The organism is Sporosarcina sp. P25, from assembly GCF_002743235.1.
In the GTDB taxonomy this organism is placed as follows: domain Bacteria; phylum Bacillota; class Bacilli; order Bacillales_A; family Planococcaceae; genus Sporosarcina; species Sporosarcina ureae_B.
On sequence record NZ_PDYV01000003.1, the window covers coordinates 203,484 to 226,657 of the forward strand.

Annotated in this window: 23 protein-coding genes; 3 read left to right on the top strand and 20 right to left on the bottom strand. The window is 40.3% G+C overall.

All coding sequences use genetic code 11. The features are described 5' to 3' along the window. Positions 1 to 60: 60 nt before the first annotated feature. Positions 61 to 327 (bottom strand): YqkE family protein, encoded by a 267-nt coding sequence (locus tag CSV70_RS04405; protein WP_085133314.1) that lies wholly within the window; start codon positions 325 to 327, stop codon positions 61 to 63. A 257-nt stretch (positions 328 to 584) separates the two neighbouring features. On the opposite strand from CSV70_RS04405, the gene CSV70_RS04410 reads away from it, so the two are divergent. Both CSV70_RS04410 and CSV70_RS04415 read left to right on the top strand, forming a co-directional pair. Beyond that, a complete protein-coding gene (locus CSV70_RS04410) occupies positions 585 to 1,349 on the top strand; it encodes a hydroxymethylglutaryl-CoA lyase (protein WP_369822334.1) in 765 nt (254 codons plus the stop codon). Between the two features lie 18 nt (positions 1,350 to 1,367). Continuing rightward, positions 1,368 to 2,294 (top strand): alpha/beta hydrolase, encoded by a 927-nt coding sequence (locus CSV70_RS04415; RefSeq protein ID WP_085133313.1) that lies wholly within the window; start codon positions 1,368 to 1,370, stop codon positions 2,292 to 2,294. Positions 2,295 to 2,359: 65 nt separating this feature from the next. Here CSV70_RS04415 and CSV70_RS04420 read toward each other — a convergent pair whose 3' ends face one another. The 6 genes from CSV70_RS04420 to yneA form a co-directional block, all read right to left on the bottom strand. Then, positions 2,360 to 2,596, bottom strand: coding sequence for a YneF family protein (locus CSV70_RS04420; protein ID WP_029053123.1), 237 nt, complete (start codon positions 2,594 to 2,596; stop codon positions 2,360 to 2,362). A 110-nt stretch (positions 2,597 to 2,706) separates the two neighbouring features. Continuing rightward, on the bottom strand, positions 2,707 to 3,147 hold the full coding sequence (sirA, locus tag CSV70_RS04425; RefSeq protein ID WP_085133312.1) for a sporulation inhibitor of replication protein SirA: 441 nt from the start codon (positions 3,145 to 3,147) through the stop codon (positions 2,707 to 2,709). A gap of 133 nt (positions 3,148 to 3,280) precedes the next feature. Continuing rightward, positions 3,281 to 5,287: a transketolase gene (tkt, locus tag CSV70_RS04430; protein ID WP_099628117.1), complete on the bottom strand. Its 2,007-nt coding sequence runs from the start codon at positions 5,285 to 5,287 to the stop codon at positions 3,281 to 3,283. A 108-nt stretch (positions 5,288 to 5,395) separates the two neighbouring features. Next, positions 5,396 to 5,632 (bottom strand): DUF896 domain-containing protein, encoded by a 237-nt coding sequence (locus tag CSV70_RS04435; RefSeq protein ID WP_085133310.1) that lies wholly within the window; start codon positions 5,630 to 5,632, stop codon positions 5,396 to 5,398. A 67-nt stretch (positions 5,633 to 5,699) separates the two neighbouring features. Next, the gene (locus CSV70_RS04440) at positions 5,700 to 6,353 is read right to left on the bottom strand and encodes a YneB family resolvase-like protein (protein WP_085133309.1); all 654 of its coding nucleotides are present in this window, start codon (positions 6,351 to 6,353) and stop codon (positions 5,700 to 5,702) included. Beyond that, a complete protein-coding gene (gene yneA / locus CSV70_RS04445) occupies positions 6,350 to 6,676 on the bottom strand; it encodes a cell division suppressor protein YneA (protein ID WP_085133308.1) in 327 nt (108 codons plus the stop codon). The genes CSV70_RS04440 and yneA overlap by 4 nt, the downstream gene beginning before the upstream one ends. A 195-nt stretch (positions 6,677 to 6,871) precedes the next feature. Here yneA and lexA point away from each other — a divergent pair, with 195 nt between their 5' ends. After that, positions 6,872 to 7,492, top strand: coding sequence for a transcriptional repressor LexA (gene lexA / locus CSV70_RS04450; protein WP_099626394.1), 621 nt, complete (start codon positions 6,872 to 6,874; stop codon positions 7,490 to 7,492). Between the two features lie 52 nt (positions 7,493 to 7,544). Here the strand turns inward: lexA and CSV70_RS04455 are convergent, their stop codons facing one another. From CSV70_RS04455 to rny, 13 genes are all read right to left on the bottom strand, one after another. Beyond that, positions 7,545 to 8,804 carry a methionine gamma-lyase family protein gene (locus CSV70_RS04455; RefSeq protein WP_099628116.1) on the bottom strand — a complete coding sequence of 420 codons (1,260 nt, stop codon included), beginning with the start codon at positions 8,802 to 8,804 and terminating at the stop codon, positions 7,545 to 7,547. A 94-nt stretch (positions 8,805 to 8,898) separates the two neighbouring features. Next, positions 8,899 to 9,123, bottom strand: a complete 225-nt coding sequence (gene hfq, locus CSV70_RS04460) for an RNA chaperone Hfq (RefSeq protein WP_085133305.1) — start codon at positions 9,121 to 9,123, stop codon at positions 8,899 to 8,901. Positions 9,124 to 9,163: 40 nt separating this feature from the next. Beyond that, entirely contained in the window at positions 9,164 to 10,096 is a 933-nt protein-coding gene (gene miaA, locus CSV70_RS04465; RefSeq protein WP_085133304.1) for a tRNA (adenosine(37)-N6)-dimethylallyltransferase MiaA, read from the bottom strand. Beyond that, entirely contained in the window at positions 10,080 to 11,006 is a 927-nt protein-coding gene (locus CSV70_RS04470) for an alpha/beta fold hydrolase (protein WP_099626392.1), read from the bottom strand. Before CSV70_RS04470 ends, miaA begins: the two co-directional genes overlap by 17 nt. Beyond that, complete coding sequence (locus CSV70_RS04475) at positions 11,003 to 12,643, bottom strand: glycerol-3-phosphate dehydrogenase/oxidase (protein ID WP_085133302.1); 1,641 nt, start codon at positions 12,641 to 12,643, stop codon at positions 11,003 to 11,005. The genes CSV70_RS04470 and CSV70_RS04475 overlap by 4 nt, the downstream gene beginning before the upstream one ends. A 27-nt stretch (positions 12,644 to 12,670) precedes the next feature. Further along, complete coding sequence (gene mutL, locus CSV70_RS04480) at positions 12,671 to 14,497, bottom strand: DNA mismatch repair endonuclease MutL (RefSeq protein ID WP_085133301.1); 1,827 nt, start codon at positions 14,495 to 14,497, stop codon at positions 12,671 to 12,673. A gap of 5 nt (positions 14,498 to 14,502) precedes the next feature. After that, a complete protein-coding gene (gene mutS, locus CSV70_RS04485) occupies positions 14,503 to 17,070 on the bottom strand; it encodes a DNA mismatch repair protein MutS (protein WP_099626391.1) in 2,568 nt (855 codons plus the stop codon). A gap of 395 nt (positions 17,071 to 17,465) precedes the next feature. After that, entirely contained in the window at positions 17,466 to 18,023 is a 558-nt protein-coding gene (cotE, locus tag CSV70_RS04490) for an outer spore coat protein CotE (RefSeq protein WP_085133299.1), read from the bottom strand. A 120-nt stretch (positions 18,024 to 18,143) separates the two neighbouring features. Continuing rightward, positions 18,144 to 18,578 (bottom strand): YlbF/YmcA family competence regulator, encoded by a 435-nt coding sequence (locus CSV70_RS04495; protein ID WP_085133298.1) that lies wholly within the window; start codon positions 18,576 to 18,578, stop codon positions 18,144 to 18,146. Next, positions 18,578 to 20,125 carry a tRNA (N6-isopentenyl adenosine(37)-C2)-methylthiotransferase MiaB gene (gene miaB / locus CSV70_RS04500; protein ID WP_099679255.1) on the bottom strand — a complete coding sequence of 516 codons (1,548 nt, stop codon included), beginning with the start codon at positions 20,123 to 20,125 and terminating at the stop codon, positions 18,578 to 18,580. Before miaB ends, CSV70_RS04495 begins: the two co-directional genes overlap by 1 nt. Before the next feature lie 149 nt (positions 20,126 to 20,274). Continuing rightward, positions 20,275 to 20,544 (bottom strand): stage V sporulation protein S, encoded by a 270-nt coding sequence (locus tag CSV70_RS04505; RefSeq protein WP_085133296.1) that lies wholly within the window; start codon positions 20,542 to 20,544, stop codon positions 20,275 to 20,277. Positions 20,545 to 20,636: 92 nt separating this feature from the next. Beyond that, positions 20,637 to 21,434: a TIGR00282 family metallophosphoesterase gene (locus CSV70_RS04510; RefSeq protein ID WP_099628115.1), complete on the bottom strand. Its 798-nt coding sequence runs from the start codon at positions 21,432 to 21,434 to the stop codon at positions 20,637 to 20,639. Positions 21,435 to 21,501: 67 nt separating this feature from the next. Beyond that, positions 21,502 to 23,061, bottom strand: a complete 1,560-nt coding sequence (rny, locus tag CSV70_RS04515) for a ribonuclease Y (RefSeq protein WP_085133294.1) — start codon at positions 23,059 to 23,061, stop codon at positions 21,502 to 21,504. Between the last annotated feature and the right edge of the window lie 113 nt (positions 23,062 to 23,174).

A 23,174-nucleotide genomic window follows, 5' to 3' on the forward strand; every position in this document is an offset into this window, starting at 1 on the left:
ATCTCCTTTGTAAAAGACTTTTATAAAGGAATTACTTGACTAGTATAGCTACTTGCACGCTTAGTATTCTCTATGCTTTGTTCCATCATATCCATATTCCTCTAGTAATTCTTCAAAACTTTTATTTTTTTCACGTTCTTTTCGCTCTTGAATACGTTTTTCTTTTTCTTGTTCGAGTTTTATTTCTTCTTCCACTTTCATTTCTTGCTTCATGCCTTTTAATTTCGCTAACATATCTTCGCTCATTAAGTCCGAAAGTGAAGTTGCAGAATCATCTGTGGTTTGCTTCCTTTGATTACTTGATACTTTTCGTTGTTTTTTCGACATATTATTCACTACTTTCTATTAGATAAAGAGTACTTTTTTTATTATCCATTTAATTGACAAGGGTTTTACATTGCCCTAATTCGCTTATATTACGTACAATAGATTAGGGGAGGGATGTTTATGTATAGTTTACCAAAAACCGTGACGTTAATCGAGGTTGGACCACGCGATGGTTTACAGAATGAAAAAAAAACAGTATTCCAACCGATTAAAAATTAGCTTTTATACATGCTTTGCAGCGAGCAGGTTTACATGAAATGGAAATCACTTCCTATGTATCGCCTAAGTGGGTTCGTCAAATGTCAGATTCCAAAGAGATTATGGAACGGGTAAGCAAACTAGGCAGGAAACTTGTTCTCACGCCCAATGCACAAGGTGTTGAGAATGCCCTCCAAACTGGTGGAGATAGCGTAGCAGTGTTTGTAGGAGTCAGTGATACATTCAATCAACATACTATCAATCGATCCACTGCGGAGAGTATAGAGACGCTACGACCGACTATCCATCAGCTTAAAAATAATTATCATTTTGTCAGGGCTTGTATTTCGACAGCATTTCACTGTCCGTATGAAGGTTTTATTCCACTTGAAAAAACTCTAGCTCATTGTAAGAAGTTTGTCGATATAGGTGTAGATGAATTAAGTGCGGCAGATACTGATGGTATGGCAAACCCTTTAGCCAGTTTCACTTTATTTCATGAACTGAAAAAGCAATTTCCGAACATTTTAATCACAGCACATTTCCATGATACCCGTAAATTAGGTTTGGCTACTATTTACGCCTCTTTGCAAGCCTGCGTTGATCGATTTGAAACGTCTGCCGGTGGCCTAGGCGGCTGTCCCTTTGCGCCTGGCGCTACAGGTAATGTCGCGACGGAGGATGTGCTATACCTATTGCAGTCAGTCGATATAGCTACAGGGATTGATATGGACAAAATATGTGCAGCAGTAGATGTAGTTACACCTTATCTGTCCCGTCCTATTGAAACGGCGATGTATAATTTATATACAAGAAGAAAGTAAATAGAAAGGAGGATTTTGTTGAAACGTAGAGTAGTTTATATTATCGGTATAACGTCAAGTGTTATTACAGCCCTTCTAACATTTTTCGGTATCCTTGTAACCAATCGCCTGATGTATTTAAAAACAAAAGACTCAGAAGTTATTTTACAGCGCGAGATGATCGCTAAACGTTTTGATCGTCAGTGGTTTGAAACTGTAAGAAAAGACGATATTTGGATTCCATCACCTAACGGCTATAACTTACGCGCCATTTTCTTACGGCCTTTAGATACAACGCGAACAGTTGTTATTTGCCATGGTGTAACGGAGAACAAAGTGAATTCCATCAAATATGCTCGACTGTTTGAACGTTTAGGATTTAATTCTGTTATTTTTGATCATCGTCGACATGGTGATTCTGGTGGAAAAACAACAAGTTTTGGATTTTATGAAAAAATGGATTTGAAGGAAGTTGTAACAGCTGTACGTAAACGTGTAGGTAAGCGCGCTTTAATTGGTATCCACGGAGAATCTATGGGAGCCGCCACTACGCTTTTATACGCAGGTACGTATGAAGATGAAGCAGATTTCTATATATCCGATTGTCCGTTCTCGGATTTCTCAGAGCAACTACTGCATATTATTCGTACGGAGATGCCGTTTAAAACGTCCATGAGTTTACGAATCGCCAATTTATTTTTAAAGATTCGTGATGGCTATACTTCTGCGGCTGTTTCTCCTCGTGAAGTGATGAAATTTATTGATAAACCCGTGTTATTCATTCACAGCATGGAAGACACTTTCATTTTGCCTCAAATGACGGAAGAGTTATATGAATTAAAAGAAGGCGATAAAATGTTGAAGCTTTTCGCAAAAGGAGCACATGCCAAATCGTATAATGATAACCCTGATGAATATCTACAAACGGTTCAAAGATTTTTGAATCGTTTCCGTTTATATTCCTGACAATACTATATGGTAGAAAATAAAAAATCTCCGTGCTAGCGAATTTGCTAATCACGGAGTTTTACTTATTTTTTTTTAGCTGGCTTGTCTTGAACCTTGTTCATTTGAGCCATCATTTGGTTAATTTTCTTTTGTGAAGGTTTTTGTCCCATCTGCATCATCATCATACGTAACATTTGTTCATTAATTGGCGGATTGTCCTTCAAATAATTCATCATATATTTACGTGCTATGAAAAAGCCGAGAGCTACTCCGCCGATCAAAGCGACGACGATCAATAAAATTGCTATCCATAAAGTCATTACTGCCAAACCCCCCTCATAAAAATAGTTCGATTACATACTACCAAGAAGGATTATACAACATAGCAGCAGTGAATAGCAATGACTGTACACAAATTGTGCGGAAGTTTTTACATCATCGAATTTTCTAGTATCATGCGTTCTGAGTGTTTAAGTGGCTTGAGCCACCCACATTCTTCCTGTTCATTCATCACGGCAAAAAAACGATCTGTTGAAGTAGAGAGCGCTACAAATAAATCTAGATCCAACATGCGTGATCCTTGGCAATACACTTGTATACTATGCGTTCCCATTTTGATGAAGACTTCTCCTTTGATTAAGTGTGTCAAACGGTATTCATTATGGTATGAATCCAGTTCATCAAAACTTTTTGCCAAGTTATTCTGAATGATATGATCCAGTTCTCTTTGATTTAATTGATCACATAAATATTCAATTTCTTGATAGTTCGTAGAAGGACCTACTGTTAGTAGCTCAAATAATAAACGTTCACGACCCATTATGAAGGATTGATACGCTGACTTAATCTTAAAAATTTCATACTTCCTCATAACGAACACCTCCTACTGTCTATCATAGAACTTGTCCTCAGTAAATCGTGTCAGTTTGCGGAAAACTTCCTCACTATTATTGTCGTAAAGCTGCGCAAAAAACGCACGACTCTAGGAGCCGTGCGCTGGGTATTTAGTTATTTACTAGATTTTTCATTTCATGCACAACATTTTCAACCGTAAAGCCATACTTTTCAATGACTAAGTCGCCTGGCGCACTTGCACCGAATGTATCGATTGCCATGACAGTTCCTTCATCGCCCGAGTATTTATGCCACCCAAGAGAAGCTCCCATCTCAATCGCCACTCTCTTCTTGATATTCTTTGGAAGAACAGAATCTTTATACACTTGGTCTTGCTTCTCAAATAGATCCCATGAAGGCATGGAGACGACACTGACGTCGATGTCTTGCTCTTTAAGAGCTTTCTGTGCTTCAACCGCAAGACTTACTTCCGAGCCACTTGCAAGCAATAAACCATCCGCTTGCTCTTTAGTAGCAGGTGATATAACATACGCACCTTTTGAGACATTTTCCATCGCAAGTTCTTGTGAATTAGGCAATACTTCAAGGTTTTGTCTAGACAATACTAAGACAGTTGGTGTGTTTTTTGAAGTGGCAGCTATATGCCATGCTGCAGATGTTTCGTTTCCATCGGCTGGACGGATGATAGACAATCCAGGCATTGCACGTAATGAAGCCAATTGCTCAACAGGTTCATGAGTAGGTCCATCTTCACCGACCGCTACGCTGTCATGTGTGAAGACATAAGTAACAGGTAAGCCCATTAATGCTGACAGACGAATAGCAGGACGTACATAGTCGCTAAACACGAAGAATGTTCCGCCAAATACTTTCACTCCGCCGTGAAGAGTCATGCCGTTTAAAGCAGTCCCCATCGCGAATTCACGAACACCAAACCATATATTACGGCCTGCATAGTTGTCTACAGTAAAATCACCGGCATGTTTGATCGTCGTCTTGTTCGAACCTGCAAGGTCTGCACTCCCACCGAATAAAGCTGGAACTGCTTTAGCTAATGCATTAATTGAATCACCTGATGCTGAACGTGTCGCTACAGAAGCACCCGCTTCATAAACTGGCATTTGTTCTTTTAAATCAGTTGGAAGTTCATTTGCAATCGCTTGTTTAAACTGTGCTGCCAATTCTTTGTGCTCGTTTTCATAGCTTGCGAATAAATCATTCCATTGTTGCTCTGATTGAACACCTAGTTGGTCCGTTGCGGAATTAAATCGATCATAGACTTCTTCTGGAACGTAGAAGTCCTCTTCGAATGTCCACTTGTAATACTCTTTCGTAAGTGCCATTTCATCTTCACCTAATGGCGCACCGTGTGCATCTGCTTTACCAGATTTGTTTGGTGAACCATAGCCGATCACAGTTTTCACTTCAATGATTGTTGGCCCACCTGTATTACCTTTTGCTTTTTCGATTGCATCAGAAACAGCTTTTGTATCATTGCCGTCTTCCACTCGTGCGTAATTCCAGCCATATGATTCAAAACGCTTTCTAATATTTTCGGAGAATGACATATCCAAATCGCCATCTAGAGAAATGTCGTTGCTGTCATATAGTACGATCAGTTTGTTTAATTGAAGATGGCCTGCCATGGAGATTGCTTCTGCCGCTACACCTTCCATCAAATCACCATCTCCACAAAGTGCATATGTGTAGTGGTCGACAATATCGAAACCTGGCTTGTTATACGTTGCCGCTAAATGTTTTTCAGCCATTGCCATACCTACAGACATACCAATTCCTTGACCAAGTGGTCCAGTCGTTGCTTCCACTCCTACTGTATGTCCATATTCCGGATGTCCAGGTGTCTTTGAATCCCATTGTCTGAAACTTTTCAAGTCATCAATAGTTAAACCATAGCCACTTAAATGTAATAAGCTGTAGAGTAACATCGAGCCGTGTCCTGCTGAAAGTACAAAACGATCACGATTGAACCATTGTGGGTTTGATGGATTGTGGTGTAAATGTTGCGTCCATAGTGTATAAGCCATCGGCGCTGCGCCCATCGGTAATCCTGGGTGACCAGAATTTGCTTTTTCAATCGCATCGATTGATAATGTTCGGATTGTCGTTATTGCCAGTTGATCGATTTTTTCGGTCATGCTGTACATCCTTTCCATCCTGCCTCATATGAGTGTTTTATAGTACATATTCCTTCTATAGTGTAGTCAATTCCACAATTAATTACAATGTTAATCCTTTACCTATCATCAATTTAGTGGTTTTAAATTGGCTCTAGCTTGTTTGACCTTTTCAGGTGTTACGTCATTTCCTTCTGGGTCCACTACTTTGACAGATTCGATAGTTTCACGCATACTTGAACGGAATGTTTCCAAGTATTCCTTTCTAAGCCGCGTCTGTTCTTTTGCTTCCTCAATCGATAATCCTGTTGTTTTCTTTTTATTTGCCAATTCATTTATGCGTTTTATTTTCTTTTCTGAGAGCACCTTTAAAAACCTCCATAAGTTAGTCGTTTAATAAAATGTAAACAACCTGGAGGAAAAGTGCAACCTATTAGCGTTCCAGAGCTAAAAACTCTTTATATCTTCTATGAACCGTCGCCTTACTGACAGCATGACCTAATCCATTTAATACATTTGCAATTTCTTCATACGTGAGACCTTTGTTACGGAGTGAGACAATTTCTTCTATCGGAAGCTCAAGTCTTTCACGCCCCAATGCTTGGTCAATATTTCGCAGATTCTTCGATGGATCATAGCCTTTGTCAACAGCACGCTTCATCCCTCTACGTATTTTCGCATTATGTAGTTTGCGTTGATATTCTTCCACGATTGCAAGAATTTCTAATAACATTGAATCCATTTCATTCAGTTCTATCGTACCGTTTGAATGATTGGTAATCACAGTCGTCTCACTTTTAGCGATTACATGCAATATTGCGACTCTTGCATTACCTCGTCCTAATCGTGTTTCGTCTTGAATAAATACCGCATCCACTGAACCGTCTTGAATTCGATCCAACATCGATAGAAGACCTTCACGATCCATGTCGTATCCACTCTGCCGATCTGTATAGATTCCAACGCAATCATATGATAACTCAGTAGCTAATTTTTCAAGTTCTTCTTGCTGCCTTACAATAGATTGTTCTTGTGTTTCTTTTTCCGTACTCACTCGGCAGTATATTACACATCTCTTTTCAATCATTTAGTTCCCACTCCTATTTCAGCTACTCGAATATCTGTTTGTTTATTAATTTTAACAGGCACCCGCAGTAATTCACCTGAAACGATTTGATCCGTAGGTAATTCATTTAAAGAACGTACCTGTTCGATCCAGTGGGTGGTCGGTATATCTTGTGAGTAATTAGAAGCCAACTGCCACAGTGTATCCCCTTCATTAACAACGATTTCCATATAGAGATCTTCCTCAGCCATTTTATCGAATTGAACCCAAGCAAATGATACACAAACTGCTAATAATACTGCAAAATAATAATTATTTTTAATAAATTCTTTAATAGACTCCATTATAATTCCTCCTCTAATTTTCGCTTTTAGAATACACGTTCGGAATACTTGTTCTTAATTATAAGAGAACATATGATTCTATGTCAAGTAAAATTAGAACCTTTGTTTGATTAGTAATCGAACACATGTTATACTATATTCAAAATAGTGGTTCAGTATTCCATTGCTCGCAAACTAGTAGAAGAGGTGAATCTGTTGAAGAAAATATCAAAGAGACAAGAAGAAATACTTGCGTTTATAAAAGATGAAGTGCGTTTAAAAGGGTACCCCCCTTCCGTTCGCGAAATTGGAGAAGCTGTCGGTCTAGCTTCAAGTTCTACGGTCCACGGTCACTTATCACGACTCGAAAGTAAAGGCTTCATACGTAGGGACCCGACAAAACCACGCGCCATTGAAATTTTGGATCCTGAAGGACTGGACGAGTTAAAAAGTGGCGTTATGCATGTACCGTTAATTGGTAAAGTTACAGCAGGGAATCCAATTACAACGATTGAAAATATTGAAGAGTACTTCCCATTGCCGGATACATTCGGTTCATCAGAAGAGGAAATCTTCATGTTGGAGATTGTAGGGGATAGCATGATCGAAGCCGGCATTTTAAACGGAGACCGCGTGATTGTCAGACAAACGCACTCCGCAAGTAATGGTGAAATTGTCGTAGCTATGACAGAAGAAGATGAAGCAACAGTCAAACGTTTCTTTAAAGAGAAAGACTATTTCCGACTCCAACCAGAAAACTCATCCATGGAGCCAATCATTGTAGATCAAGTTTCTATTTTAGGAAAAGTGATTGGTGTATTCCGTATGATTCATTAATAAAGAAAAAAGTGTATCGAAAACCACATGAGGTTTTGATACACTTTTTTCTTTATACCAATTTCTTTTCAAGTAACTGTTCCATAGAATCTAGTACAGCTGATTTTACATGCTCATAAGTCAATCCGCCTTGAATATATGCTGTGTATGGCGGTCTGATCGGGCCGTCAGCTGTCAATTCGATACTGGAGCCTTGAATAAACGTTCCCGCAGCCATGATGACGTCATCAGCATAACCCGGCATATAGGATGGTTCCGGTGCATATTGGGCATTGATTGGTGAATTTTGCTGAATCATTTGGCAGAATGCAATCATTTGTTCCGCATTCCTAAAATTCACTGATTGAATTAAATCCGTTCGAAGCTCACTGTAATGCGGTGTCGTATTCATACCGAAGCTACCGAAAAATGCTGATGTGAATAACGCGCCTTTAACCGCCTGACTAACTACGTGTGGTGCCAAGAAGAAACCTTGATACATCTCTAGTAACGTATCGAGAGAAGCTCCTGCTTCGGCTCCAAGACCTGGAGATGTCATACGATATGCACATTTCTCAACCAAGTCTTTCTTACCCGCTATGTAACCACCTGTTCTGGCAAGTCCGCCACCTGGATTTTTAATAAGTGAGCCTGCCATAAGATCTGCCCCAACTTCAACGGGCTCTTTCATTTCAACGAATTCTCCATAGCAATTATCTACAAAGATTACAACATCCTCTTTCATGTTGCGGACTTCCTTTATAATCGCTTCAATTTCATGGATTCTGAATGAGGGATTGCTTGAATAGCCTTTAGAACGTTGAATCGCTACGATTTTCGTCTTCGATGAGATTGTTTTTTTTACTTTCTCATAATCAACGGAACCATTTTCTTTCAAATCAACATGCTGGTACGAAATTTGAAAATCTTCTAGTGAACCAGTATCTTTCCCTTTGCCCGAAATGATAGACTCCAACGTATCGTATGGTTTACCTGTAATATATAGAAGTTCATCACCTGGGCGCAATATTCCAAACAAGCTAATTGTAATTGCATGCGTTCCGGAAATGATTTGATTTCTTACAAGACAGTCTTCCGCTCCGAATACGTCCGAATATACTTGTTCCAATACATCACGACCACTGTCGTCATAGCCATAACCTGTTGATCCCGATAAATGAAAGTCACTTACTTGATTTTTTTTGAATGCTTGTAAGACTTTTCTTTGGTTAAAAAATGCAACTTCTTCTACCGTCTTCACATACGGCGCGATGAGTTCTTCCGCTTCTTTTGATTTAGTTAGTAATTCTTCATTAATGGGTGCAATTTGCATGTGTAGTACCTCATTTCATTTTGTCATATTCTATTTTACCAGATGAAGTCTATATACTAAAAGAAAGACAACAAAAAAACAGGCAAGCGCCTGTTTATAGTTCATCTTTTAAAATAACTGGTTTTGCAGGAGAATACGTGGAAATCGCGTGCTTATAAATTAGTTGTTGCTTGCCATCCGTTTCCAGCAGCACCGTATAATTATCATACGACTTAATTAGACCCTTTAACTGAAAACCATTTAATAAAAAAATCGTAACAAATGTGTTATTCTTCCGTAAAGAATTTAAAAACGTATCTTGCATATTTCCTTGTGTCATTCAATTGCCTCCTTGTCACTGTTATTTAGTTATTCCATACTCACTTCTTAAAACCCTTTATTATCTTACAGGTTGTTTGAAATATTTCTTCCGCTGGCTGATTAGCATCAACCCACTGGACAGGCAATTTATTACGGAAATATGTTAGCTGCCTTTTTGCGTAATTGCGTGTATTTTTCTTTACCGCTTCTATTGCTTGCTCTTTTGTTAATTGGCCGTCAAAATAGGAAATCAGTTCTTTATAACCTATCGCTTGTACTGATTGAGTTTGGCGAATTCCTTTATTCCACAGTTGCTGTACTTCATTAAATAATCCCGCTTGAACCATTTGTTCTACACGCAGATCGATTCGTTCATACAGTAATTGTCGTGGGAGATCTAATCCAATAATTAAAGAATGATACATGGGTTGATTTCCTTGCTGTTGTTCATGATCTTGTTTTGTTTGACCCGTCACTTCAAGGATTTCTAACGCACGTACTAGCCTTCTATGGTTATTTGGATGTATTTTTTCTGAACTTTTCAGATCCAATTCTGCAAGTCTTGCATGCAATACATCTGCACCTTCAGATTCAAGTTCTCGTTCTAAACGCGCTCGCACTTCAGGATCAGCTGCTTGTTCTGTAAATCGATAATCAAACAAAACAGACTGCACATACATTCCGCTACCACCGACAAGTATGGGTAGTTTTCCGCGAGATTGAATATCTGCTATCCATTGTCTGACGGCTAGTTGATATTCTGCTACGGAAAACGATTCCGTTGGTTCTTTCACATCAAAGAAATGATGTGGGATTCCTTGCATTTCAGAATGATGTATCTTTGCTGTGCCGATATCCAATTCTTTGTATACTTGCATGGCATCTCCATTAATGATTTCCCCATCAAACAAATTTGCAAGCGCTACACTAAGCGCTGTCTTACCTGAAGCAGTTGGCCCTACTATTGCTAGTACATCAACGGGTAGATTCATGTCGTCTCATCCATTCTACGATAGTCGTATACACATGTTTATAGTTGGTTTCCTGAAGCATCTCATGTCTTCCGCCTTCATAGAGCTGAACAGTCACTTGCTGTTGATTGGCTTTATCGAATTGTTTGGCTACTTTCCAAACTCCTTTAGCACGGTCTCCTACTAAATCATCTGTACCTGAGAGTAATAAAATCGGTAGTTCATTTGGAATATTCAACAAGAATTCAGGCGCTTCCAAAGAATTTAATCCTTCTAACAACACGCGGAACATTTGAGCAGTAGGCACGAAGCCGCATGCCTCATCTACTTCATAATCAGTTACACTATCTACATCGCGTGATAACCATGCAAATTCCCCTTCATTAGGAAATTGTTTTGAATAATTACCAAAGACCAGACCATTCAAAAACTCATCCGGTTGCTCTTTAGGGAACTTCTCTTCTCTATACGCAGCCAATGCAATCGCAGCATGTGCAATGAGCTCAGAATTGGTTCCAGTACCTAATAAGATCACTTGATTTATTGTTGAACCGTATAGCTGGATATAGCGCCTTGCAACGAACGAACCCATACTATGTCCAAGGAGTACTAACGGAAGTTCAGGATATTGCAGTTGATAGGATTGATTCACTTCAAATGCATCGTCTACCAATTGGTCGAATGTAGCAGAGTCACTCAGATAGCCGTAGACATAGCCGTTTTCTATGGCTGTCTTTCCGTGGCCTCTTTGGTCATGCAACGTCACGACATACCCTTGTGACAGCAAGTACTGTGCAAATCGTTCATAGCGACGGCTATGTTCAGCCAATCCGTGAATGATATGTACACGAGCTATTGGCTTGGTCTTAGGTGTATAACTCGTACTGTACACTTTAGTACCATCACGCATCTTTATCCACTGGTCTGTCATGAACCTGCACTTCCTTTCGCTTCAGCAATCGCATTTTTTAAATCGTTTTCATAAATGGTTTTCTGGCTGTCGGTATAATGCAGTAACTTTGCCATATAGTTTGTTACTTGTGTCGCTAATAATTCCACAACATCGATTTGGAAATATAAATCCCCTTTTCTCCGGATAAAGAAATCACTTGGCGATGTGGCCATTTCACAATGAATACTATATAAAATCTCTGCACGTAAACTTATTGGCAAACTATTCTCTTCTGCTGAAATCGCATGGGCGAATCGGAACACTTGATCACTATTTCTTCCATAAAAGGAAGCAAGTCGTGCTCCTTGCTGTGAAGTTAAGCCGAACTGTGGAGCTCTTTTAGCCTGCAGACCAATAAATTGTTTTAAAGCTTCATCGTCTATGAAATCACTTCCAGAGACGGGCATATTCTTAGTTTCACATCGCTTGATAGAAGGCTTTTCTAACTGTTCATCAATTCGATCCACCACGACTTCCGCCATCTGCCGGTAGCCTGTTAACTTTCCTCCTGCAATCGTTAACAATCCAGGGACTGTTTCCCACACTTCATCTCTTCGTGAGATTTCAGAAGCAGCTTTGCCCTCTTGTGCGATCAATGGACGGATTCCAGCCCATGTAGATTCCACATGTTGACGTTGCAGATGAATGCTTGGAAAGATCTCATGAACCGCATCGATGATATAGTGTATATCATCTTCTGTCGCGATAGGATGCTGTTTATCATCCGTATAAAATGTATCAGTCGTGCCAATATACGTTTTATTATCTCGTGGAATAGCAAATAACATTCGACCATCTGAATTATCAAAATATACTGCTTGCTGCAATGGAAAGATAGATTGATCTACTACAATATGAGTACCTTTTGTAATATGCAATTGTTTTTTATTTTTGGTGGTGACTTTCTTCTGCAACTCGTCAACCCATGGACCTGATGCGTTGATCACCATAGAAGCCCCTACGGAGAACCTTTCGCCGGTTAGTTGATCACTTAAGACCACACCCACGACACGATCTTTCTCAAAGTTGAATTGTTCGCATTTCATATAGTTTAGGCAAAGGGCACCTTTTTCTGCTGCTTTCTTTAGTACCTCAATCGTTAAACGTGCATCATCAGTCTGATACTCCACATAATGCCCGCCTCCTTTTAACCGATCCTTTTTCAGTAATGGTTCAAGTTCAGCCGTTTCTTCTTTTGTCAGCATTTCACGTCTTTCTGATCGCTTTACACCTGCCAGTAAATCGTAAATGAGAAGTCCTGTAGAAGTGGAGTACTTGCCATACGTTCCTTTTTGATAGATCGGCAACAGCATCGGTCTGGACTTCGTGATATTACGGGAATTACGGAAGACAATTTCCCGTTCTTTTCCCGTTTCTGCCACTATTTTCACTTCCAGTTGTTTCAAATAACGCAAACCACCATGTATCAGCTTTGTTGAACGGCTAGATGTGCCCGCTGCAAAATCCTGCATATCGACAAGGGCAACCGAAAATCCTCTCATAGCTGCATCCAATGCGATACCCGCGCCTGTAATTCCCCCACCGACAACTAAAACATCGAACGAAAAGTTCCTCAAGTCCTGAATTCTGCTTGATCTTTCTAATGTAGAAAACATATAATCGCTCCCTTCTGATTCGCTCTGCTACATCACTCGTTTAAACATTTTCTCTAACTCATATGTTGTAAAATGAATTAACACCGGACGACCGTGCGGACATGTATAAGGGTTATGACAAGCCCCTAGATCCGAAAGCAAACGTTCCATATCTTCTTGCCTTAAATAGTAATTTGCTTTGATGGATTTTTTGCAACTCATCATAATGGCGCTTTCTTCACGCAATTTCTCGACATCGACTTTGCGTTTCTCGAGTACTTGCTCAATCATTTCTTCTATAATTGAGGTCGCTTGTCCTTCCGGAAACCATGAAGGATACTCTTTCACCGTATACGTCGCTGGACCGAACGCTTCCAGAAACACACCGACTTCTTCCAGTGCACTCTTACACTCTTCGATCTTCACTTGCTCATCAGCTGAATAATGAAAGACAAGTGGCAAAAGCAATTGTTGACGCTCACTCGCATCCACTTGTCCAAGCTTCACTTTAAAATATTCATATTTTATTCGCTCTTGCGCTGCGTGTTGATCAATCAAATAAAATCCATCTTCATTTTGAGCCACTATATATGTTCCATGAATTTGTCCGATAGGTGCAATGGAAGGGAAATGATTCATTTCCTGCTGTTCTTGCTCGTAGACGACAGGCTCTTCGGGCACTGATTCTTCCTGCGGCTCAAAAATAGTTTCAGGGAAGACTGATGTAGGTTGTTCTATGATAGGTTCGTTGACAGGCGCAATGGATGGCTGAGTATCTTTTTCATGTAATGGAACCGTCACTGCCGGTCGGTGATAAGAAGGCGTCCAAATCGTTTGTTGCTCTGAGTCTCTTTTAATAGGCTTCTCTTTCTTCACAGCGTCGGGAATAATCGTGACTCCTTGAATTGCTTCTCTGATGGCATCTTTTATCAAAGAAAGTAATTCCCCTTCTTTACTGATACGGATATGACGCTTCGCAGGATGCACGTTTACATCTGTCAAAATGGGATCTGCCGTAATATCAATGACGGCAATCGGATACCTTCCAATAGGCAAGTATGTATGCATTGCATCGATAGCCGCCTGCGTCCCTGTATAGCTTTTAATCCAACGGCCATTCATTAGAAGTGAAATGTAATTTTTGGATGCGCGTGTCATCTCTGGAAGTGTAATAAAACCTTTCACCTTGAAATCAGCATCTTCTTTTTGAAACGGGATCATTTTACGTGCAACCGCGACACCGTATATATCTGATAATACCCGTAATAAGTCTCCTGAACCCGATGTTCTAAGAATTTCATGATGATCGTGAGTTAACGTAAAGGATACGTCAGGATGGCTTAGTGCTAATCGATTTAATAAATCAATTGTATGTCCGAGCTCCGTCTGAATTGTTTTCATATATTTCAAACGTGCCGGTGTATTGAAGAATAAATGTTGTATGAGAAAGTCTGTACCTTTTCGTAATGCTCCCGATTCATATTTCAGTACTTTACCGCCTTCAATTTCCACTACAGCCCCATCCACACCATCCGAGGTCCATAACGATACTTTTGATACTGCCGCGATACTTGCTAAAGCTTCACCACGGAAGCCAAGTGTACGGATTCGAAATAGATCATGCTCATTAGTTATTTTACTAGTAGCATGTCTTTCAAAACAGCGGATCGCATCTTCTTCAGACATACCTTTGCCGTTATCGGTCACACGAATCGAAGTTAAACCTGCCTCGACAAGAGATATTTCTATCTTAGTGCTTTGCGCATCAATCGCATTCTCCACTAATTCCTTGACGATAGAAGCAGGACGTTCCACCACTTCTCCTGCCGCAATTTTATTGGCCAGTGTGTCATCCATGATGTGAATTTGATTCATCCGCTTCACCCCTTCTTCTCTGTTGTCAGGCGTTCTTTCCACTCCATCATTTTTTGCATGGTTTGCATGGGTGTCATATTCATCAAATCAACTGTTTCTATTTCATCTAGTAATTTTTGTGTTTCTGCTGAAAGAGTCGGGTCATTATCTGTCTCAAACAAGGCCAGTTGCTCCGAAACAGAAGACACGGCTTTTGTTGTACTGTCATCTTCAAATCGCTGTAATAAGGTTTTCGCACGTCCAACTACATCAGCAGGAAGGCCCGCAAGTTCGGCTACATGAATCCCGTAGCTTCGGTCAGCTGCACCAGGCAACACCTTATGCAGGAACACGACTTTACCGTTTTGCTCTTTCGCCGCGACATGGACATTCAATAAGCGATCCAACACATCTTCCAGTTGTGTCAGTTCATGATAGTGTGTAGAAAACAATGTGTTGGCACCGATTTCTTCATGGATATACTCCATCATCGCCTGTGCGAGTGCCATCCCGTCATACGTTGATGTTCCGCGCCCAATCTCGTCAAACAACAATAAGCTGTGAGACGACGCATGAGCCAATGCATATTGAGACTCCATCATTTCCATCATGAATGTACTCTGTCCAGATGCCACGTCATCTGCAGCCCCAATTCGTGTGAAAATTTGATCTGTAATAGGTAGTATTGCCTTTTCACAAGGAACGAAACAACCGATTTGAGCCATCACTACAGTTAAAGCGACTTGACGCATATACGTACTTTTACCTGACATATTCGGACCTGTAATGAGTAACATATTCTTATCTTCAGCTAGGGTACAAGAATTCGGAATATATAATGAATGATTCATCATTTTCTCCACGACTGGATGTCGGCCATTTTGAATGTCTACAGCCTTCCCTGTATGGAATTCTGGTCGGACATATTGATTCTTTTCGGATACTTTAGCAAATGACAGCAATACATCCAGTTCACTAATAACAGAGGCCAGTTGTTGAATTCTTTGCACATCGCCCTTCACTTGTTCGCGGATCGACTGAAACAAGTCCAGTTCCAATGTCTGGCTGTCTGCTTCCGCATTTAAGATCAATTCTTCTTTTTCTTTCAGCTCCGTCGTTATGTATCGCTCAGCATTGGCAAGTGTCTGCTTACGCTCATAGCGAGATAAGTCGGCTAAATGAATATTGGATTTAGTAATTTCGATATAATACCCAAAAATCCGGTTATAACCTATTTTCAACGTTTTAATTCCTGTTAGCTGCCGTTCTTTTTGTTCGAGCTGCGCAAGCCATGTCTTTCCGTTACGGGATGCATTTCGCAGTTCATCTAGCTTTTCATGATAGCCGTCTAGAATTAATCCACCGTCTTTACTGGAGATCGGTGGGTTTGCTGCAATAGCATCCGTCAGCAATTGGAATGTTTCCCCGCAAGGATCCATTCGATCAGCAAAACGCTGTAACATCGGACGCTTCGATTCTTCGAGTAACTGTTTTATTTTCGGTATATGCGACAAGGAGTTTCGTAACTGTGCAAGATCACGTGCGCTTGCACTGCCCATGGAAATTCTTCCTGCAAGACGTTCTACATCATATACATCATGTAATTCTTCAAGTAATTCTTCACGCAAGAAATACTCATCAAGCAAGTTGTTTACCGTTTCCAGACGATCTTCAATCGCTTGGCGCTGTGCCAAGGGCTGGTGAATCCACATCCGTAATTTCCTTGCACCCATCGCCGTAACGGTTTCATCCAGCACCCAGAACAACGTACCTTCTTTTTTACCGGAACGAATAGTTTGCACTAGCTCTAAATTCCGCATTGAGTTGGCATCAATCGATAACTTTGCATCTTTCTCTATATAGATAAAAGGTCGAATATGACCAAAAACCATCTTTTGCATACGGAGTAGATACGATTGCAATTTACGGCAAGCTTCCTGCAACTCTTCTGGCAGATGTTCATATGTATCGTGACCAATTGATCCTGAATGCTCCGTATCTTCAATCGAAAGCATTATTTCGCGACTTTCGAACAGTTCTGCCAAAACAGCATGTAGTGGTTGATCAACGACAATTTCCTTCATGCTAAGAGCTTCAATTTCTGCCAGTAGCGTTCGCTCGCTTCCTTCAATTAACTCTACTTTTCCTTCTCCAGTACCAACATCAAGGTACGCTAATGCATAACATTGATTTCCTAAGCTATCGATGGCACCGATAAAATGATTGGCTTCGACATCCATTGTTTTACCTTCTGTTAATGTCCCAGGTGTAATAACTTTCACGACTTCACGTTTAACAATTCCCTTTACGTTTCGCGGGTCTTCCATTTGTTCACATATCGCTACTTTATGTCCTTTATGAATCAATGTTTCAATATATCCAGTTGCGGAGTGATAAGGTATGCCACACATTGGTATACGTTCCCTTGCACCAGAATCCCTACTCGTTAACGTGATTTCTAATAATGCAGATGCGTTAACTGCATCCTCAAAAAACATCTCATAGAAGTCTCCCAGACGAAAGAATAAAAATGCGTCTGTATATTGCTCTTTAATTTTCAAATATTGTTGCATCATTGGTGTATGTTCAGACATGGTAAACCCTCTTTTTCTCGCTCATTTTCTATACATTATACCAAACACCTGTAGAGTTAACGAATCAAAAGGGGTTGCAGAAATTTTAAAAGGAAGATCAGCATAGATAATTAAATAAATATCCCGTATAAAAATGAATAAAAACTATTCCGGCTTTTGATTAGCGAGAATAGTTTATAATCATCGATTTCTATTTGGGTAAATGAGTTGCACGAATTTGTATTTCATTTCCATTCCCTCATGTGTTAGCAGTGTCAAGATAGATAAATTTATAAGCTATTTTATAATTGCCTAAAGACTCCTGCAAGTTCTAGGATGGCAAAGTTCACTTGACCTGCAACATTTTTTTTACTTAACGAAAAAACATCAAAAAAAAGCCGGTGAATCTCCGGCTTTTAAAATGGTGAATCTTTACGTTGTGGCGGTTGATGTGGTCTCTCTTTATTCGGCACTTCTTTATCCTTTTTATCCTCCATCACAATAGAAGAGGATTCTGCTTCCAGTATCGGCCATTCTTCATCATATGGATGAGGATGGATGGTAACAGAGACTTTTGTTTCACCAATCATCTCTACCAATAATTCTCTTTCAATGGAAATGGAGAAGTTTTGGCCGCATTCAGAAATACTTGCTTCTGTACAGTTCGGATGCTGTAATACCGTGACAATTGTCTCTTCTTTAGCGGATGTCGGCTCATCGCGATAATGCAATGCGATTTTATCCTTATAAGGAATCGATTCAGTAAAGACAGACGTTTTGGAATGATCATGATGTGAGTACCAAACATTTACGTCGAAACTTCCAGTTACCTCCACATGCGATCCAACTTTCTTTGCTTGTTGCGTGTGATTGATCACCCAGCAACCCAATATGCTGGAGGGACGATTAGGCGGCTTCAACAACTCAGTAGTTTCCGATCGATGCTTCCCTTTGGCAATAACAGCTTTCGTCACAATTTGTCGTAAGTTTTTCAGTTTTCTTCCTCCTTCTTTGGCTTCTATCCATCCTATGCAACAGCAGCCCAGAAATTGAAAAAAATCGGAAAGGAATTTTCTCCTTTACCGATTTTTTATTTAAGAAAGTGATTTCTTTTGAGTATTCTCTACATATGAGCCTGTTTCACCACGTAATAGATCACCGCCGGTAGACTCAATAATTTCATCTGTCACACTATTTGCAATCGTATTGGAAACCAATTGAAGCAAGTTATTCACTTCGTCTTGAGACTGTTTGAATTCTTGTACCAATGGAATCGCATCAATTTCCTCTTGAACTTGTTCGATTTTCTTTTCGATTGCTTTTAATGCTCGTTCTTTTTCGTAGTTTTGGAAATTTACTGCCTGTGTTTGAAGAGATTTCATACTAGCAATTTTTTCACGTACTTTTTGATTTTCATTGATCTGTGCTTCTGCACGTTTATAAAACTCTACTTCTTCTGTGTTTGCCAACATATGTGCTAAATCACGTGCTTTTTCTATAATTTCGTCTTTCGTAAACTTCTTTTCCATTATCCCATCACCTTTTCTTGTTGGACTACTCTAATGAATTCACCATTGAGTGACCATGATTTTGCTTCTTTAATACGAACTTCTACAATCTCACCAATTACGGAGCGCGGTGCTACAAAATTCACAAGTTTATTTTTTTCTGTATAGCCCGCTAGTACATCAGGATTTCTTTTACTTTCCCCTTCAACGAGCACTTTAACAGTTTGTCCTTCGTATGGCTTCATTGCTTCGGCAGAGATATCGTTCACTAGCTTGTTAAGACGTTGCAAGCGTTCTTTCTTCACTTCCATTGGTATATTGTCTTGCATCTTAGCAGCGGGCGTACCTTCACGTGGTGAATAAATATATGTGAACGCCATATCAAAACCAACTTCACGATAGAGAGACAACGTTTCTTGAAACTGTTCTTCTGTTTCATTTGGGAAACCTACGATAATATCCGTTGTGAGTGATAGATTAGGTATTGCAGTTCTAATTTTGTCAACCAGTTCTAAATAACTCTCTCGTGTATACTTGCGAGCCATTATCTTCAGCACGTCAGATGAACCTGATTGTACAGGCAAATGAATATGATCTACCAAGTTTCCACCTTTTGCAAGGACTTCTATCAAGTGGTCATCAAAATCACGAGGGTGACTTGTGGTGAAACGAATTCTCGGGATATCAATTAAGCGTAACTCATCCATTAGATCACCTAGACGGTATGTAATATCGTCAAAATCTTTTCCGTAGGCATTAACATTTTGCCCGAGTAAGGTGATTTCTTTATACCCTTGGGCAGCCAACTGGCGAACTTCTTGAATGATATCTGCTGGTCGTCTGCTGCGTTCTTTGCCGCGCGTATACGGCACGATACAGTACGTGCAGAACTTATCGCATCCATACATTATATTAACCCATGCTTTAATCTTACCGTGACGGACTTTTGGCAAGTCCTCGATCACGTCGCCTTCCTTGGACCACACTTCAATAACCATCTCTTTAGACATATACGCTTCATGTAAGATGTTCGGCAAGCGATGGATGTTATGTGTCCCGAAAATCAAATCCACTTGATCATACGTTTTCAAGATTTTATTTACGACGGATTCTTCTTGCGACATGCAGCCACATACACCGATTAATAAATCAGGATTTGTTAATTTAAGCGGTTTATAATGCCCTAATTCACCAAACACTTTGTTTTCCGCATTTTCTCGGATTGCACATGTATTAAGCAATATGACATCAGCTTCTTTTACATTGTCAGTGGCATCATATCCTAATGCCATAAGAATACCAGCTATTACTTCCGTATCATGTTCGTTCATTTGACAACCAAATGTTCGAATAAAGAATTTACGACCTTGTCCCATTCCTTTAAAGCGTTGATCTATTTGAAAGTTATCGTGATATTCCACTTCTTCTTTCCCGCGTTTTTTTGCGTCTTTTAGAGAAGGCCCACTATACACAGACTCGAAATATTTGCTATAGTCTTTTTTCACGCTATCTGGTTTCGATTTGTCTTTTGTTGCGAGTCCAGCTTGCAAGCGCTGTTCTTCATTCATTGCAGAAGCCCCTTTCTATTACTTATCGGGAAATAAGCATACCTGATGTTATTATACTGAACTTTTGTGTGATATGACAGCAAAGCGGAAAAATGTCGCTGGTTTGTCATGAAAAAAAGACCACATATTGATTCGTGGTCTTTTGTATTCTACTTACGTTCCTTTTTTTCAACGAAAAGTTTGAGCGCTGTTCTAGCTTCTCCGTTGATTTCGATATCGGTGAAGGCAGGCGCGCAAATTAGGTCGCCTCCACTTGGTGCAACGAATCCTCTTGCGATTGCAATTGCTTTGATTGCTTGATTTAATGCACCAGCGCCGACTGCCTGGATTTCGGCATAGCCTTGTTCACGGATCACTGCAACCAATGCTCCTGCTACTGAGTTCGGATTTGAGCGAGATGATACTTTCAAGGGACTCACGATATTTCCTCCTTATTTTGCAATGTCTATGGAACGCGTATATTCCATACGACATCCTATGATAGACAAGAAGGATTTAGACACCTAGATAATTAGTTTTTGAACGGATGATCTTCGTTAATTCGGATTCGTTCAATTTTGAGCGCTTTACCAGTTTTGTCATCCAATTCTACAAACATGCCGTTTAGCTGTGGTCTTCCACTTTTCGGTACCTCGAAGCGGGTTGGTAAGTTGGTATAGAAGCGATACAATACGTCTGCTTTTTTCATTCCTAAAATTTCATCATACGGGCCTGTCATACCTGCATCCGTTAAATATGCAGTACCCCCTGGCAAGATTCGTTCGTCTGCAGTTTGGACATGTGTATGTGTCCCTACCACTACAGATACTTTTCCGTCCAAGTGCCATCCCATTGCAATCTTTTCACTTGTAGCTTCTGCGTGAAAGTCTACAAAAACCAATGGTGATGTTTGCAAAGCTTCTTCCACTAGTTCATCAGCTTTAGCAAATGGATCATCATGCGGTGGCAAGAATGTGCGACCATGTAAATTAATAACGGAAAGTGTAACACCATTTTTTGTAATGGATGTCATACCTTTACCGGGTGCTTGCTCTGAGAAGTTGGCAGGTCGAATCAAATAGTCCACTTCGTCAATGAAATCATAAATTTCACGTTGATCCCATGTATGGTTTCCCATCGTGATGACATCTACTCCAGCATGCAATAAATCATGATAGATGGCTTTTGTAATTCCTCTACCTGAAGCTGCATTTTCACCATTCGCGATAATTACGTCTGCTTGATATTTTCGCTTCAAACGTGATAAATAATCAATTACCATTTCTCTTCCCATCGATCCTACAATATCTCCAATAAATAGTACTTTCATCTGTATTAACCTCTTTCCAAAATGAAAACAGCTTCCAAACGAATCGGAAGCTGTTTTGTGTTAGGTATTATTTCGCATACTCTACTGCGCGGGTCTCCCGTATGACCGTCACTTTGATATGCCCTGGGTAGTTCAATTCTTCCTCGATTTGTTTTCGTATATCACGTGCTAAACGATGTGCGGTAATATCATCGATCTGTTCAGGACGAACAATGATTCGCACTTCTCGTCCAGCCTGAATAGCAAATGACTTCTCCACACCTTCGTATGATTCCGAAATTTCTTCGAGCTTTTGCAGACGTTTAATATAATTTTCCAATGTTTCACTGCGAGCACCTGGTCTTGCTGCAGATAATGCATCTGCCGCGGCTACTAGCACTGCGATAACAGAGGTAGCTTCTTCATCACCGTGGTGGGAAGCAATACTGTTAATGACAACTGGATGTTCCTTATATTTCACTGCCAACTCTTTACCAATCTGCACGTGACTACCTTCTACCTCATGGTCAATCGCTTTACCGATATCATGTAGTAAACCAGCGCGTCTAGCAAGTGTTACGTCTTCTCCAAGCTCTGCTGCCAGTAAACCAGTTAAATAGGCTACTTCAATGGAGTGTTTCAAGACATTCTGCCCGTAACTCGTACGGAAGTGCAAACGACCAAGAATTTTGATCATATCCGGATGCAAGTTATGAACACCTACATCGAATGTAGTTTGTTCTCCTTTTTCTCGGATTAACTCGTCCACTTCTCTTCTAGATTTGTCGACCATTTCTTCGATACGTGCAGGATGAATTCGTCCATCCTGAACCAATTTTTCCAAAGCCAATCTCGCTGTTTCTCTCCGGACTGGATCGAAACCGGATAGAATGACGGCTTCTGGCGTATCGTCAATAATCAAATCAATACCTGTAAGCGTCTCAAGTGTACGAATATTTCGTCCTTCACGACCAATGATGCGACCTTTCATCTCATCATTCGGCAAATTAACGACAGAGACTGTAGTTTCAGCCACATGATCTGCCGCAAACCGTTGCAATGCCAATGATAGGATTTCACGTGCTTTACGCTCGGATTCCTCTTTAGCCCGTTGCTCAGATTCTTTTGTCATGACAGCAATATCCGTAGAAAGCTCTTCTTCGACATCTTCCAAGATGATGCGTTTTGCCTCATCTCTTGTTAACGAAGAAATTCTCTCTAATTCGGTCTTCTGTGTAGTAACGAGTTGTTCCGCTTTGCGTTCCATCTCTTCAATATGCTGTTGTCTTTCTAATAGCGCATCTTCTTTGCGCTCTAGACCTGCTTCTCTTTTATTGAGCGCATCATCCTTGCGATCAAGGTTTTCTTCACGCTGTAAGAGACGGTTTTCCTGTTTCTGTAATTCCGTCCTTCTCTCACGGACTTCAGTTTCTGCTTCAATCCGCAGTTCGTGAGTTTCATCTTTCGCTTCTAACAGTGCCTCTTTCTTCACTGACTCCGCTTCACGCTTCGCCTCTTCGACGAGTTGGTTGGCAGTATGTTTGGCACCAGTTACTTTTGAATCATTCACATTTTTCAATATAAAAAAGCTAACAACTGCACCGACGATGAGACTTAGCAAAACGGAGATGAGTATTTCAATACCCATTGAGGTCACCTCCTCCTGCTTATTCTTTTCTTTTCAGTCGGCTTGTATAATCAATTTTGCCACGGCGAATATATTCACTTTACTAGTTACCGAAGCTTCTCGGTAATGTCCCG